Below are 13247 nucleotides of genomic sequence, written 5' to 3'. Positions count from 1 at the left end.
CTGTTTGCGTCGCTGGGCGCGCTGGCCTGGGACGATCACGGTCCGTGAGAGTCGGCATCTCGCAGTGTTCCGGCAATTCCGATGCATTCGGTCGGGGGTGAGTGTGACCTCGGCTCGCCGGACCGGCATTATAGGAAGGTGCAGATATCGGCTCGGGCGGAGTACGCGGTGCGAGCGCTCTTGGCGCTGGCAGCGAACGATCCCACGACCTCTACTGCCCAGGCACTCGCGGACGAACAGGGGCTCCCGCGAAAGTTCCTCGAGGCAATCCTCTCCGACCTACGTCGGGGCGGCCTGGTGCGCAGCCAGCGGGGCGCAGAAGGCGGGTACCGGTTGGCGCGGCCGGCCGACGCCATCGCCATCGGTGAAGTACTCCGGGTCGTCGACGGGCCGCTGGCCGGCGTCCGGGGTGAGCGCCCCGAGGCCGCGGTCTACAACGGCGCGGCCCAGAACCTGCAGACCGTGTGGGTCGCGGTCCGGGCGGCGGTCCGCAACGTCCTCGACGAGGTGACGTTGGCGGACGTGCTGTCGGGCAACTTCCCGTCGCACGTCAGCGAGATGGTGGCGGCACCGGGAGCCTGGGCGCCGCGCTGAGCAGTTCGGCGGGGTCAGCCGCGCAGCGGTTCGGCTCAGCCGCGCAGGGGCTCGGCGGCGGCCAAGGCATATACACCGGGGGCCTCGACCGACCGGGGACGCTCGACCGAGCCCTGCTCTTCCCACTCGATCCGGGCGGCGAGCTCCAGGTAGCCGTCGACGTCGTAAGCGCTGTCGATCGAGGTGCCGTACATGGTGGCCTCCGGGGGCTCGGTGTCCGTTCGTTGTCTGCATCACAGTCAACGGCCGGAAAAGTGCCGTGCCCGGTTCAGCGAGGGTGCAGCCCGGTAGCAGACCGCCGGGTCATTCCCCGTGTCGAAGCGAACATTCGGTCAGTGCCCGCGACGAATGAAGCCCGAGCGTGAACACCGCACTCTGAAGAAGCCCAACGGGGCGTGCCCCCCACCTCGGCCCGTTGGAGCGCCCGGTGAGAAAACCGACGGCCCGGTCCCCTCCACGGGGCCGGGCCGTCGTTTTGCCTGGTCAGCCAGGCTGGCGGAGGATACGAGATTCGAACTCGTGAGGGGTTGCCCCCAACACGCTTTCCAACTCGGCGCGTGGACGTTCACCGGCGTTCGGCATAGTCCGTGACCTGCTCCCCGTCCGTGTGGCGGACGGCCCTGAACGTGGCCGAACACCGACGAACGAGACCACAACTGAGACCACGCGCCGAGCCGACGTCGCCCTACTCGGCCGCGGACTGCCAGCGGACGGTGAGGACCACGCTGTCGTCTTCGGCCTGCCATGAGTGATCGAGGCCCGGACCCCACACGACGTAGTCACCCTGCTTTTCGAGGGTGGTGCTTCCCGTGGTGAGGTCCAAGCGGAAGCGCCCGGAGACCAGCAGTAGGACGGTGGTTCGGGTGTCGTCGGCCGTCCACTCGGCGCGCTGATCACCCTTCGGGTGAATTCCCCACTTGATCTCTACAGCGTCGCTCTTGCGGATGGCGCTGTGGGTCGTGGGGTCCACGAAACTGCCTAGCAGCCAGCCCCGGTACTGGCTGGCGTCATCGTTAGCGTTCCCGGCGTAGAAATTGTCAGTCACGTGCTTCCCATTCGATCGAGGGGAGGTCGACCCTGTTACCGCCGATTTCAGCCAGGCGGCGAATTCCCTGGAGCGCTGCGAACAGTCCCTCGTTGCTCCAGGCCGGATCGTGGATAAGTGTAAGAATCGAATCACGGTCGAGAGTTGAATATCGGCGGATGCTACCGGATTCCCAATTCGCAGCGATGTCACCACCGTACTGCTCCCACCACGACTCGTTGTGTATCGCTATCAGATTCGCTATCTCGTAATTCCCGCTGACTAAGTTGAACCCTACCGCAGTGCATTCCATCGACCAGTCTGCCGGGTCGGGGTGCTCAGCCAGCCACCGCATCGGTGCAGAGAGCCTGCTCGGGTGCATCGGGTCTGCACTCCGCTGGTGGTGCGTGAACACAGAGTCGACGTCGTCACGCCCGAACAGCTCCTCCTCCATCTCGCGCTCGATCGTGCGGTATATCTGGGCATCCTCGGAGTAGTCGACCAATGGCCCATGAAAAGACTTAGGGATAACGGCGATACGTCGGGCAGCGTTGAGTACCTGTGGCGAACGCTCCTGAATTAGGATTAGGTAGTCACGCCCGTTTCGCGCCCTTCGGGCTGGGCGTGCAACGGCGAACAGCGAGAGTGCACCGCCTGCGCACAGCCTGTCATCCACGTTCGTAACTGCTGCGATTGTCGGTAGATACCGGTCGCGAAGAGGCAAGCTGCCGGGGGTGGACTCACGCTGATTGACCAATGCGTCTGATAGTTCCCCTTCCAGCAGGTCAAACGTTAGGGCGTAGTCGAGGAAGGCGGCTATACCGACCTCGCCATTGATGCCCTCGGGGGAGACGCTGATACGCCGTAGTCGGTAGAGCGGCGCGTTCACGATCCGGAGATCGGTCGCGACTCCGGAAGCGAGTCGGTCGACCGCGGCAAGCGCGCCGTACTCGTCTACACCGGGCGGGTCATAGGTCAGGGGGGAGAGCGCCATCGTGTCGCGGCCTACACCGAGGGGCAACCGGAGGTCGAGCCAGGTCGGCCGTGTCAGCACGCTTGTCGAGACGGGCACCCCATCCACCCGGGCCGTATGGAGCACCCAGGGGGTCGAAGTCCTGTAGTAGGCCGCTAGCGAGTTGGCTACGGCTTCTCGGCTGAGGTTGGTGCGGACGGCGCGCTGCCGCTCGACGCCTGCTCTGCTGACCATCTCCAACCGACCCGCGACCCGGGCGCGACTGGCGCCGGCCGGCCAGCGAGCAGTCCGGTCCAGCCATTCCAGTGCGGCGGACGTGTGCTCGTCGGCCGGGATCTCCGGTGCGGCAGGCATCTCCACTGGGGGCAGAGACGTATCGCCGCGAAGCAGCAGCGCGAACCGGCTCCGTACGTCGGTCGGAGCCTGCGTCAGGATCGTGTCGAGTGCCCGTTGCAGCTCGATGGTGAGGACCATGTCGGGGGTTGCGTTCCACTTCGCTACGGTGCGGACCACCGTGCCTATCCGGTCGGCAAAGCCCTCGTTGGTCAGACGGAGGGCTTGTCGTAGCGCACTGGCGTGATGCCCCGTCCATGTGTCGACCACGTCCACGCGCGAACCTCCCTCCGACAGCTCGGTGCACTCCGAGTGCACTGCCAGGTCATCACGGTTTCTCCTCGGTCGCGCCAGTCTGGATGCAGGACGGCGAACGGGGAGGTGGAACGGATGGGGCAGGCATCAGCGAGCCCGCTTCGGGCCGGGAGCGGCTGGCGGGACGTCGTGCTCGCGAGCGAGACGGCGGATGTAGGCGCTGGTGAACGGCGAGAGCCGTTCGACTTCGGTCGGTGTGATGTCTGCCTTGAGTGCCGTGATGACGGCATCGATCAGCGCTTGCCGCGCTGTCTGGTGTTCGGACTCGGTGTGTCTGTAGTGGGTCGTCGCTGCCTCTAGCTGCTCACGCGGGTCGGTCACCCGAACAAGAGTAGCGCAACAGCCTTGCGGAACTCCGTCGATCTGTGCGACCTTGATTGCGCAACAGAGAAGCGATACTAAGGAGCGGTTATGTCGAGCAAGTCGAACAGGCGTCGCCGGTTGGGGAGTGTGGAGCTGTCCGACAGGGAGCCGACCTGCGCGGACCTCGCCGCGATCGAGGTCGAATGGCCGGTGATCGCGGCGGAGATCGACGTCGTTGACGCGATGACGCGGATGGCCCGCGCCGAGGCCGGACCGACAGAGCTGGACTGGCAGGCGCTGCGCAGCGCCGAGCGTCGAGTGCTGGCCGAGGCCCGGAAGCTGGCCAACGCCGCGCGTCGGTCGATCACGCCGGAGGTGGCGTGATGGCGGCGGAGACCTGCAAGAAGTGCAAGGGCCGCGGCGCGACCGCGCACAGCGCGGGCGGGTCGGGCTACACGTACAAGCGATGCGCCTCCTGCGGTGGGTCGGGGGTGGCCCGATGAACTCCCGGTTCTGGCTTCGGCCGGTCGGCCCGATGAGCCGCCGCTACTGGCTGGTCTCGCTCGTGTTGATCCTCGCGTTCGCCTTGGCGATGTGGAACGAGCATGTCCACGGCCCGTGGGCCTGGCAGACGTGGACGACGGTGTTCCTCGTCGCGGGTGGCGCTCGGCTGGTTCACCTGTGGGCCGACGACACGGAACCGAGTGATGAGCCGTGAGCCGCATTCGGGCCGAGTACATGGACCCTGCCGGCGTCCGACACGGTGGCATGCCGACCGTGCATTGGGGCGGGGCGGACCCGACGATCTATGCCACCAAGCGGCAGCTTGCCAAGAAGGGCAAGCGTCGTGGTCGGCAGCCGGTCGCCGCGCAGCTGCGGTGGTGGGGTATCACCGGTCACGGCGGCTATGGCGAGCGGTTCGCTGACCTCTACCGCTGGGATCTGGCGAAGGACAAGCGCCCGGCGACGCGGCGGCAGTTAGCCGCTCTGGCGAAGGCCAACCGCGCGCTCCGCACCTGTCCCACCTGCGGTGTCGTCCGCGAATACGTCATCCCACGGAAGTACGGCGAGTGCATCGACTGTCACGACGACTACTGGTGCTCCAAGCCCTATTCCGGCGCCGAGCGGGAGGCCGCGTGATGGCCGACTTCGAGGACCAAGTCGATTGGGACGAGATCGACTACTGGACCGATCGCTGCGGCGCCTGTGACGAGCGATGCGGCGGGACCTGCGAGGACTACCCGATCGACACGACGAAGGAGGGACCGCGATGACCACCGACACGATCAACCGGACGACCGGCAGCGCCTACCCGCCCGCGGTCGCCGACCTGATGCCGCGCGCCCGGATCCTGGCTCGGGACACCGGGGCGCTGCCCTCGCGCAACAAGCTGATGACCGAGCTGAAGATCGGCAAGCCGAAAGCGAGGACGTTGCTCGATCTGCTCGCCGAAGAGGGCTGGCAGGCGCCCGCGGCGCGTCCGACCCGGGGCGCGGAGCGGCTGCACCTGGTGACCCCGGACGAGCACGAGGTGCCCGCGGTGCCGATCCGTCGCGTCTCGCCGGCGACGCACGACGCGTCCCCGGTCGCGTCGGACACCGCGGCACGCGACGCGTCGACCGAGGCCGTGCGTGACGCGTCGCGCTCAGCTGGGACTGACGCGTCGAGTACGCCGGCGAACACGACACCTCCCGTCGAGGCTCCGGCCGCGGATCGGTGGGAGAGCCGCATTCAGACGCTGCTGACGTTCGGCACCGGTCTGATCGCGTTCGGCGGGGCACTCGGGCACGCCGTGCAACTCGCCGTGGCGCACGGGCAGCCGGTCGTCTACGCGTCGCTGACCGCGGTCCTGATCGAGACCACCGCGCTCTCGGCCACGTTGGAGCTCCGGCGGCGGCGCCGGACCGGTCAGTCGATCTGGCTGCCGGTTCTGGTCCTGATCCTCGGTGCGGGTCTGAGTCTGTCGGTCCAGATCGCCTGTGCCGAGCACTCGGTGTGGGGCTGGATCCTCGCCGCGGTCCCGGTCGTGGCGTTCCTGATCCTCATGAAGTTCGCTCTGTCTCGGCTGCACTCAGACCCGGGTCCACGACGCCCATGAGCAGCCATAACGCAGTTCACGCGGACCGGTCCGCTGATCCCGACCAAGAGAAGTCGGACCGGTCCGCACCCTGCACCACCCCTCAACTGCCAGGGAGGCAGACCCATCATGGCTAGCAACAACGAACAGCACGAGCCCGACCCGGGCCGGTTCGACTGGAACCGCGCCGAGCACGACCTGAACACCCCGACGCCCGACGTCGACCCGGACGGCGCCGACGTGGTCGACCTGGACGCGGCCCGCGGACGCCGCGGGCAGGTGCGGGACACCTCCTACGAGATCGAGCTAGACGACCCCGGCGCGTCGACGCCGCTCGTGGGTGAGCTTGTCGACGTCCCGGCGATGGCCCCGGACGGCTCGCGCCGGCCGATCATCCCGACCGCGCTGCGGCGGGAGAACCTGCGGGACACGATCACCCGGTTCCTCGGGCAGGTCGCGTACGTGTCCGGGTTCCACGCGGTCCGGTCGCCCTGGTACCTGCTTCAGGCGCTCTGGTTCGCGCTCCGCGGGCTGCTGCGCGTGGTGCGGATGCAGCTCGGTTGGTGGTGGGTGCGCAACCACTTCGCGTTGCTCCAGCACACCGCGGACGCCAACGACCCGCACGAGTGGCTCAAGATCCATCGCGAGATCAAGTCCACCCGGCTGTGGCGGGGCATCGTGCTCGGCATCGAGATCCTGCCGGTCACCATCGGCGGGTTCGTTGCGTGGGCGCTGGTTCCGCGCCTCTACCTCTACCTCGCGCTCGTGCCCGCGCTGCTCGTGCTCGCCCACTTCGGGCGTCCGGCCGGCCGGACGATCATCGGCACGGCGATCGTGGCGCCGCGGTTCCGCAAGCTCAACTCCGACGTCGTGCTCCGGGCGTACTACGCGGCGAAGCTCGGCGATCCGGACAAGGACGGGCAGCAGATCCAGTTCGGCTCCCGGATGGCCCGCGAGGGCGGCGGCTCGCACGTCCTGGTCGACCTGCCCTACGGCAAGGGCCTGGACGACGCGGTGAAGGCACGCGGCGCCATCGCGTCCGGTATGGACGTGGCGCTCTCACAGGTGTTCATCTCACGTGACCCCAGCTCGCACCGTCGGCACGTGCTGTGGGTCGCCGACCGTGACCCGCTCGCGCTGCCCGCGGGCCGCTCGCCGCTGCTGCGCTGCAAGCCCACCGACATCTGGCAGCCCGCGCCGTTCGGGCTGGACGAGCGGGGCAACGTGGTCTCGGTCAACCTGATGTGGACCTCACTGCTCATCGGCGCGCAGCCCCGGCAGGGCAAGACGTTCGCCGCCCGCACCCTCGCGCTCTACGCCGCGCTTGACCCCTACACGAAGCTCGCCGTGTTCGACGGCGGCGGCAAGCCCGACTGGCGGAAATTCGCCCTGGTCGCCGACTACTACGCGTTCGGTCTCGCGCTGACCCGCGACGGCGACCCGGCCGAGATCCTGGTCGGATTCCTGCGGTGGCTCAAGGCCGAAGTGCAGGACCGCTACGAGCGGCTCTCCCAGCTCCCGGTCGACGTGTGCCCGGAGGGCAAGCTCACCCGGGACATCGCCCGTAACCCGAAGTTCCGGATGCCGGTCTGGCTCGTCGCGCTCGATGAGTTCCAGGAGTACTTCGACCTCGGGGAGATCTCGAAGGAGATCGCGTCTCTGCTGGTCTACCTGGTCAAGGTCGCACCCGCGGCAGGGATCATCTTCGTGGACGCCACTCAGCGCCCCTCGGGCGTCGGCAACGGGCAGGTCGCCTCCCAGTTCATCTCCTACCGCGACAACCACCAGGTGCGGTTCGCGCTGCGCACCGGCTCGTGGCAGGTCTCCGACCTGGTACTCGGCGCGGGCGCCAACTCCGAGGGGTTCGACTCCTCGACGCTGCTGCCGACCTACAAGGGCGTCGGGATGCTCCGCGGCGCCAGCGACGCCACCCCGACCGTGCGGACGTACCTCGCGGACCAGGAGGACGCCGAGAAGATCCTGATCGCCGCGCGCAAGCTCCGCGAGCACGCCGGCACCCTCTCCGGCATGGCAGCCGGCGAGAGCGTGGCGCGGGAGACCCGGGACGTGCTCGCCGACGTCGCCTCGGTGTTCGCCGCGGCGGAGACCGGTCTGCACTGGACGGTCATCGCCGCCCGGCTCGCCGACCGGATCCCGGAGCACTACACCGACCTGACCGCCGACGCGATCAGCGCTCAGGCTCGCGCGCTCGGAGTGCCGAGCAAGGACGTCAAGCGCGACGGCCAGAACCTCAAGGGCGCCCGCGCCGCCGACGTCCGGACCGTGCTCGAACGCCGCAAGGCGAACGGAGCGTAACCAACTGACGGATCGGGTCGGGTAGCGACTGGCGCGCTACTGGTCGCGGCTGCGCTACCCGACCCGCTACCGCCCACAACCCACCCCATCAGGCCGTATTTCCGCTGGTAGCGGGTCGCGGCCTCGGCACCTCACGCCCGAAAACCGCCTCTGGAGGCATCCCGTGCTCACCCTCGCCGCTACCTCTACCCCCGATCCCGCTACCTACAGTGACCTGCTCGTTCCTCTCGCATGGCTCCTGCTCGCCGGTCTGATCGCCGCGCCGTTCTACCTCGGACTGTGTTGGATCTGGCCGTTCACCGCCTGCCGCCGCTGCCACGGCGCCGGCAAGCGCGGCGCCTGGATCGGCCGCGGCTTCCGCTACTGCACCCACTGCGACGGCACCGGCGCCCGCCTGCGCGCCGGACGCCACGTCCTGAACTACCTCCGCCGCACCCACCGCGCCGGCCACCGCTGACGCCCGGAAGGAGATACCCGCCATGCGCACCACCACCGTCACCTACGGCCCGGACAAGCACACGACCGAGATGAGCTACCAGGCACTGCCCGCAGCCGGACTGGTCCTGACTCCGGGGCTCAGCCCCACCGGCACGTTCAACGGCTGCTGGACCGTGCGGCACGCCGCCTCCGGGCTGGTCATCAACGACCCGACCGGCTTCGACGGCCACTTCTCGACGCTGGACGGGGCCTACGCGTTCGCTCAGGCCCTGGTCGACTACTTCCCGGACGTCGACTTCACCGCCGACGCCACGGACGTCCGCGACCACCTCCGCCACGACCCGTTCGCGCTGACCAAAGCACTCGACGCCGCGCTCACCAGCGACCACGACGACCTGCGTCTCTCGCTCTCCTACTTCGAGGACGAGGACTACTGATGGCCACCGACCTGCCGGTCGCCCCGGTGTTCGCGCTGCACTGCCCGGCCTGCCAGTGGACCCGCACCGACCCGGCCGTCGAACAAGCCGCGCTGGACATCGCGGGCACCCACGACGACATCCACCACCACGGCACCCCGACCACCGTCCTGGTGCTGCTGCTCACCGACCCGGCCGTGCTCGACGCCGCGGCCAACGGCCACGGACAGGCCGCGGCTCTGCTCGGCTGGACCATCGCCGCCGCGGCCACCGCGCCGTTCACCCCGTCGGCTGCTCGCCCGGGACGGCGCGCGGCATGAACCCCGCCGAGCTGTCCGCGTGGATCCCCGGACCGGGGCGCTGTAGCGCCGGTGTCGGTCCGTGCGGAGCACCGGGCGCTCGGCTCTATCCCGCTGGCTGGCGCTGCCGCGAGTGCGCGCCGGTCTCCCACCGACTGCCTACCGGGAGCACCCCGCTCCCGGTGGCGGAGGAGCCCACCATGACCACCACTCCGACCCTGGCCGCGGCACTGGACTACGCCGCCCGCGGCTGGCCGGTGTTCTTCCTCGGACGCACCACCAAACGCCCCGTCGCCAACTGCCAGCCCTGCAAAGCCGCTGGCCACAATCACGACCCGGAGGCTTGCCCCTGCCTGACCTGCCACGGCTTCTACGCCGCCAGCACCGACCCTGACCGCGTTCAGCGGATGCACGACCGCGTGCCCTGCGGACTGCTCGCCATCCGGGCGGGACGCCCACCAGGGGCCGTCGCCGGGCTGGTCATCATCGACATCGACCCGGCGCACGGCGGGGCCGTCGACACGACCCTGATGCCACCGACCTACTGCGTGCGCACCGGGTCGGGTGGCTGGCACCTCTACTACGCCCACCCTGGCCGCCCGGTCGGCTCCCGGCCGATGCCCGGCCGACCCGGGATCGACGTCAAGGCTGACGGCGGGTACATCGTCGCGCCGCCCTCGCAGCACCCGACCACGGGCCAGCCGTACCGGCGAGTGGGAGACCGTGAGGTCCGCGCGCTACCCGCTCGGCTGCTCGCCGCGTGCCAGCCACCCGAACCCGTGCACGCGCCGAGCACCGAACGGCGCCCGGACGCCGGGGGCATCACGAACCCCGACGCCCTGCTCGCCTCGCTGTTGGACACGGTGGCCCGCGCCCCGGAGGGCAAGCGCCGCACGACGCTCTACGGCGCCTCCCGCGGCGTGGCCCGCATGGTCCTGGCGGGCGCCCTGTCCGAGGCCGACGCCTGGACGGCCCTGACCCGGGTCGGACGGCTGGCCGGCCAGACCGAACGCGACATACGCGCCGCCATCGAGGACGGATTCACCGCCGAGGGTGCTCTCACGAACGGAGTAGCGGCATGACCACGCCTACACCGCGGCTGACCGGCGCACAACTGCTCAACGCCGTCCGCGCCGCGCTCATCCGCTACGTCGTCCTGCCCACCCCCGAGGCCGCAGACGCGGTGACGCTGTGGGTCGCCGCGACCCACGCGCAACCTGCGTGGGCGCACGCGCCGCGGCTGGTCATCCGCGCGCCGGAGAAGCGGTGCGGGAAGTCGCGGCTGCTCGACGTCGTGGAAGCCACCTGCCATGCACCCCTGATCACGGTCAACGCCTCACCGGCCGCGGTGTACCGGGCGATCGGCACTGACGACCCGCCGACGCTGCTGGTGGACGAGGCAGACACGATCTTCGGCGGCAAGAACGCCGAGTCGAACGAGGATCTCCGCGGGCTGCTCAACGCCGGGCATCAGCGGAACCGGCCGGCGATTCGGTGGGACAACAACGCCCACAGGCTGGAGAAGATCCCCACGTTCGCGATGGCCGCGCTTGCCGGGATCGGGGCCATGCCCGACACGATCGAGGACCGGGCCGTCATCGTCCGCATGCGGCGGCGCGCCCCTGGTGAGACCGTCGCCGCGTACCGGCATCGGCGTGACACCCCGAAGCTGCGCGAGCTGGCCGCGCAGCTCGAGGAGTGGCTCCGTGAGCACCTGAAGGTGCTCGAAGCGGCAGAGCCTCCGATGCCCGTGGAGGACCGGGCCGCGGACACCTGGGAGCCGCTCGTCGCGGTCGCCGACCTCGCCGGAGGTGACTGGCCGGCCCGTGCTCGGCATGCCGTGATTACGCTGACCGCCGAGGCGGATGAGAAGTCGAGCGTGTCGACCCGCGCCCGGCTGCTCGCCGACGTCCGGACCGCGTTCACCGTGCTCGGTGACGCGCCCGCGGTGACCACCTCGGATCTGCTTAAGGCGCTCAACGCCGATCCCGAGGCACCGTGGTCGACGTTCGGGCCGACTGGTCTGACCGGGAAGCGTCTCGGTGATCTGCTTGGAGAGTTCGACATCAAGTCCGACACGATCCGCTTCCCCGTCGGGCAGGCCAAGGGCTACCGCCGCGCACAGTTCACAGACGCATGGGACCGTTACTGCCCGGCACCCGAGCAGCCCGCCGATGAGCTGGCCGAGGACGCCGAGATGCCCCCGCTCCCCGGGGTATCCGTACCATCCGTACCAACCTCGTTTCCGCAGGTCACGCGTGGTACGGATTCACCCCCTGGTACGGATCAATCCGTACCAACCGATGTCCCGGTACGGGCGTACGGTACGGATCAATCCGTACCACCCCACCAATCCGTACCGCCCCCGAGCAGTCAAAACGAGCTTGGTACGGATGGTACGGATACCCCCCGTGCTACGGGCACCGGCGGTGCCGAATGAGCGCCCGACGCCACAGCGGGACGAGGAACCGGGCCGCTGAAATCGCCGCTACGTCCGACGCCCTACCCACCACACCGACCGACCTCAACGAGGCCGCCTACGGCGCTCTCAGCGGGTCGTCAGACGTCCGCCACAGTGACCTGCCGCCCGCGCTGCCGCTTACCCGACCCACCCGTGACGAGGAGCTGACGACGTTCGAGAGCCTGCCGGAAGCTACGCCCCTGGTATCGCTTAACCCCGTCCTGACCGTGGAGGAGGCCGCGCGCCACCTCCGGATCGGCCGGACGTCGATGTACGCGCTGGTCTCGTCGGGCGAAGTGGAGTCGGTGACTATCGGTCGACTCCGCCGCGTCCCCCGGTCGGCGCTGGACGACTACGTCAATCGGCTCCGCTCGGCAGGGAGGGCGGCATGACGACTCCGAAGAAGGCCACTCGTCGGCCGAACGGCGCGTCGAGCATCTACGAAGGCTCGGACGGCTGGTGGCACGGGAGGGTCACGGTCGGCGTCAAGGACAACGGCAAGGAGGACCGCCGTCATGTTCGGGGCAGGACCGAGAAGGTCGTAATTCGCAAGGTCCGCGAGCTGGAGAAGGAGCGCGACAGCGGCAAAGTCCGCAAGATCGGGGCGCCCTGGACAGTTGCAGAGTGGCTCACACACTGGCTGCACAACGTCGCTCAGCCGAGCGTCCGGCAGTCGAGCTACAGCGCCTACGAGGTCGCCGTGCGGGTGCATCTCATCCCGGGAATCGGCGCCCACCGGCTCGATCGACTGACGCCCGAACACCTGGAATCGCTCTACAAGCGGATGGTGGCGAAGGGGAGTAGTGCGGGAACGGCGCACCAGGCGCACCGGACGATCCGCACGGCGCTCGGCGTGGCCGATCGCCGCGGTTACCTGCCCCGCGGAAATCCCGCGGCACGGGGCATGGCCAAAGCGCCCCGGATCGAGGAAGAGGAGATCGAGCCGTACACCGTCGAAGAGGTGCGCCGCCTACTGGCGGTGGCCGGGAAGCGACCGCGGAATAGCGCGCGGTGGGCAATGGCTCTGGCGCTCGGCCTGCGCCAAGGGGAGGTGCTCGGCCTGAAATGGTCGGACGTCGATCTCGACGCGGGCACGCTCCGAGTGAGCCGCGGACGCCAGCGGCCGAAGTACGAGCACGGGTGCGGCGGTAGTTGCGGACGTAAGCCGGGCTATTGCAAGCAGCGGAAGAACGTCCGGCCGGATACCGCCGACACGAAGTCACGCGCTGGAAAGCGACCGATCGGACTACCTGCGGAATTGGTGGCGCTACTCCGTCAGCACAAAGCGGCTCAGGAGGCAGAACGGGCCAAGGCCGCTCAACTCTGGCGGGACGAGGGCTGGCTATTCGCCACGCCGACCGGGGGAGTGCTCAGCACCAACACCGACTACCACGAGTGGAAAGACCTGCTGAAAGACGCCGGAATCCGGGACGGCCGACTGCACGACGCCCGGCACACTGCGGCCACGGTGCTGCTCCTGCTCGGGGTGCCCGACCGGGCCGTCATGGGCCTCATGGGGTGGTCGAACACCGCGATGGCCGCCCGATACCAGCACCTAACGGCAAAGGTCCGGCACGACATCGCGAAGCAGGTCGGTGGCCTGATCTGGCAGGCCGAGGAGGACACCGAGAAAGCCAACTGAGACCACAACTGAGACCACAGGCCCCTGTAAGACGACGACGGCCCGGTACCCATCCG

The 13247-nt window shown here is 69.0% G+C and carries 18 protein-coding genes; 14 read left to right on the top strand and 4 right to left on the bottom strand.

Going from position 1 to position 13247, the window contains the following annotated elements; genetic code table 11:
• Positions 1-138: 138 nt before the first annotated feature.
• Entirely contained in the window at positions 139-594 is a 456-nt protein-coding gene (locus BUB75_RS10420) for an Rrf2 family transcriptional regulator (protein WP_073254854.1), read from the top strand.
• A gap of 35 nt (positions 595-629) precedes the next feature.
• Here the strand turns inward: BUB75_RS10420 and BUB75_RS46175 are convergent, their stop codons facing one another.
• The 4 genes from BUB75_RS46175 to BUB75_RS10405 form a co-directional block, all read right to left on the bottom strand.
• Positions 630-788 carry a hypothetical protein gene (locus BUB75_RS46175; RefSeq protein ID WP_178379815.1) on the bottom strand — a complete coding sequence of 53 codons (159 nt, stop codon included), beginning with the start codon at positions 786-788 and terminating at the stop codon, positions 630-632.
• 491 nt (positions 789-1279) lie between these two features.
• The gene (locus BUB75_RS10415; protein WP_073254851.1) at positions 1280-1639 is read right to left on the bottom strand and encodes a signal peptidase I; all 360 of its coding nucleotides are present in this window, start codon (positions 1637-1639) and stop codon (positions 1280-1282) included.
• Positions 1632-3200 (bottom strand): hypothetical protein, encoded by a 1569-nt coding sequence (locus tag BUB75_RS10410; RefSeq protein ID WP_073255287.1) that lies wholly within the window; start codon positions 3198-3200, stop codon positions 1632-1634. Before BUB75_RS10410 ends, BUB75_RS10415 begins: the two co-directional genes overlap by 8 nt.
• A gap of 126 nt (positions 3201-3326) precedes the next feature.
• The gene (locus tag BUB75_RS10405) at positions 3327-3560 is read right to left on the bottom strand and encodes a hypothetical protein (protein WP_073254849.1); all 234 of its coding nucleotides are present in this window, start codon (positions 3558-3560) and stop codon (positions 3327-3329) included.
• 90 nt (positions 3561-3650) lie between these two features.
• On the opposite strand from BUB75_RS10405, the gene BUB75_RS10400 reads away from it, so the two are divergent.
• The 13 genes from BUB75_RS10400 to BUB75_RS10345 all read left to right on the top strand — a co-directional run bounded on the left by BUB75_RS10400 (position 3651) and on the right by BUB75_RS10345 (position 13191).
• On the top strand, positions 3651-3926 hold the full coding sequence (locus BUB75_RS10400; protein WP_073254846.1) for a DUF6284 family protein: 276 nt from the start codon (positions 3651-3653) through the stop codon (positions 3924-3926).
• Between the two features lie 115 nt (positions 3927-4041).
• Positions 4042-4260 (top strand): hypothetical protein, encoded by a 219-nt coding sequence (locus tag BUB75_RS10395; RefSeq protein ID WP_143175117.1) that lies wholly within the window; start codon positions 4042-4044, stop codon positions 4258-4260.
• Positions 4257-4682: an RRQRL motif-containing zinc-binding protein gene (locus BUB75_RS10390; protein WP_073254841.1), complete on the top strand. Its 426-nt coding sequence runs from the start codon at positions 4257-4259 to the stop codon at positions 4680-4682. The genes BUB75_RS10395 and BUB75_RS10390 overlap by 4 nt, the downstream gene beginning before the upstream one ends.
• Positions 4682-4816 (top strand): hypothetical protein, encoded by a 135-nt coding sequence (locus BUB75_RS48095; protein WP_281248309.1) that lies wholly within the window; start codon positions 4682-4684, stop codon positions 4814-4816. The genes BUB75_RS10390 and BUB75_RS48095 overlap by 1 nt, the downstream gene beginning before the upstream one ends.
• Complete coding sequence (locus tag BUB75_RS10385) at positions 4813-5640, top strand: hypothetical protein (RefSeq protein WP_073254838.1); 828 nt, start codon at positions 4813-4815, stop codon at positions 5638-5640. Before BUB75_RS48095 ends, BUB75_RS10385 begins: the two co-directional genes overlap by 4 nt.
• Positions 5641-5748: 108 nt before the next feature.
• Positions 5749-7935: a cell division protein FtsK gene (locus BUB75_RS10380; RefSeq protein ID WP_073254835.1), complete on the top strand. Its 2187-nt coding sequence runs from the start codon at positions 5749-5751 to the stop codon at positions 7933-7935.
• Positions 7936-8098: 163 nt separating this feature from the next.
• Positions 8099-8392 carry a hypothetical protein gene (locus tag BUB75_RS46170; RefSeq protein ID WP_084740668.1) on the top strand — a complete coding sequence of 98 codons (294 nt, stop codon included), beginning with the start codon at positions 8099-8101 and terminating at the stop codon, positions 8390-8392.
• A gap of 22 nt (positions 8393-8414) precedes the next feature.
• Positions 8415-8810, top strand: coding sequence for a hypothetical protein (locus BUB75_RS10370; protein ID WP_073254831.1), 396 nt, complete (start codon positions 8415-8417; stop codon positions 8808-8810).
• A complete protein-coding gene (locus BUB75_RS10365) occupies positions 8810-9109 on the top strand; it encodes a hypothetical protein (RefSeq protein WP_073254828.1) in 300 nt (99 codons plus the stop codon). Before BUB75_RS10370 ends, BUB75_RS10365 begins: the two co-directional genes overlap by 1 nt.
• Before the next feature lie 179 nt (positions 9110-9288).
• Positions 9289-10170 (top strand): bifunctional DNA primase/polymerase, encoded by an 882-nt coding sequence (locus tag BUB75_RS10360; RefSeq protein WP_073254825.1) that lies wholly within the window; start codon positions 9289-9291, stop codon positions 10168-10170.
• On the top strand, positions 10167-11528 hold the full coding sequence (locus BUB75_RS10355) for a DUF3631 domain-containing protein (RefSeq protein WP_073254822.1): 1362 nt from the start codon (positions 10167-10169) through the stop codon (positions 11526-11528). Before BUB75_RS10360 ends, BUB75_RS10355 begins: the two co-directional genes overlap by 4 nt.
• Before the next feature lie 203 nt (positions 11529-11731).
• Entirely contained in the window at positions 11732-11941 is a 210-nt protein-coding gene (locus BUB75_RS48455) for a helix-turn-helix domain-containing protein (protein WP_073255282.1), read from the top strand.
• On the top strand, positions 11938-13191 hold the full coding sequence (locus BUB75_RS10345; RefSeq protein WP_073254819.1) for a tyrosine-type recombinase/integrase: 1254 nt from the start codon (positions 11938-11940) through the stop codon (positions 13189-13191). Before BUB75_RS48455 ends, BUB75_RS10345 begins: the two co-directional genes overlap by 4 nt.
• Positions 13192-13247: the final 56 nt, after the last annotated feature.

It is taken from the genome of Cryptosporangium aurantiacum, assembly GCF_900143005.1.
GTDB classification, from domain to species: domain Bacteria; phylum Actinomycetota; class Actinomycetes; order Mycobacteriales; family Cryptosporangiaceae; genus Cryptosporangium; species Cryptosporangium aurantiacum.
This window is presented reverse-complemented; position numbering and strand designations above follow the sequence as displayed.

Bases quoted from the DNA above. Each gene is read 5' to 3' on its own strand.
- BUB75_RS10365 (WP_073254828.1), top strand. From the start codon at position 8,810: ATGGCCACCGACCTGCCGGTCGCCCCGGTGTTCGCGCTGCACTGCCCG.
- BUB75_RS10345 (WP_073254819.1), top strand. From the start codon at position 11,938: ATGACGACTCCGAAGAAGGCCACTCGTCGGCCGAACGGCGCGTCGAGC.
- BUB75_RS10380 (WP_073254835.1), top strand. From the start codon at position 5,749: ATGGCTAGCAACAACGAACAGCACGAGCCCGACCCGGGCCGGTTCGAC.
- BUB75_RS48095 (WP_281248309.1), top strand. From the start codon at position 4,682: ATGGCCGACTTCGAGGACCAAGTCGATTGGGACGAGATCGACTACTGG.
- BUB75_RS10385 (WP_073254838.1), top strand. From the start codon at position 4,813: ATGACCACCGACACGATCAACCGGACGACCGGCAGCGCCTACCCGCCC.
- BUB75_RS10355 (WP_073254822.1), top strand. From the start codon at position 10,167: ATGACCACGCCTACACCGCGGCTGACCGGCGCACAACTGCTCAACGCC.
- BUB75_RS10400 (WP_073254846.1), top strand. From the start codon at position 3,651: ATGTCGAGCAAGTCGAACAGGCGTCGCCGGTTGGGGAGTGTGGAGCTG.
- BUB75_RS10360 (WP_073254825.1), top strand. From the start codon at position 9,289: ATGACCACCACTCCGACCCTGGCCGCGGCACTGGACTACGCCGCCCGC.
- BUB75_RS10370 (WP_073254831.1), top strand. From the start codon at position 8,415: ATGCGCACCACCACCGTCACCTACGGCCCGGACAAGCACACGACCGAG.
- BUB75_RS10395 (WP_143175117.1), top strand. From the start codon at position 4,042: ATGAACTCCCGGTTCTGGCTTCGGCCGGTCGGCCCGATGAGCCGCCGC.
- BUB75_RS46175 (WP_178379815.1), bottom strand. From the start codon at position 788: ATGTACGGCACCTCGATCGACAGCGCTTACGACGTCGACGGCTACCTG.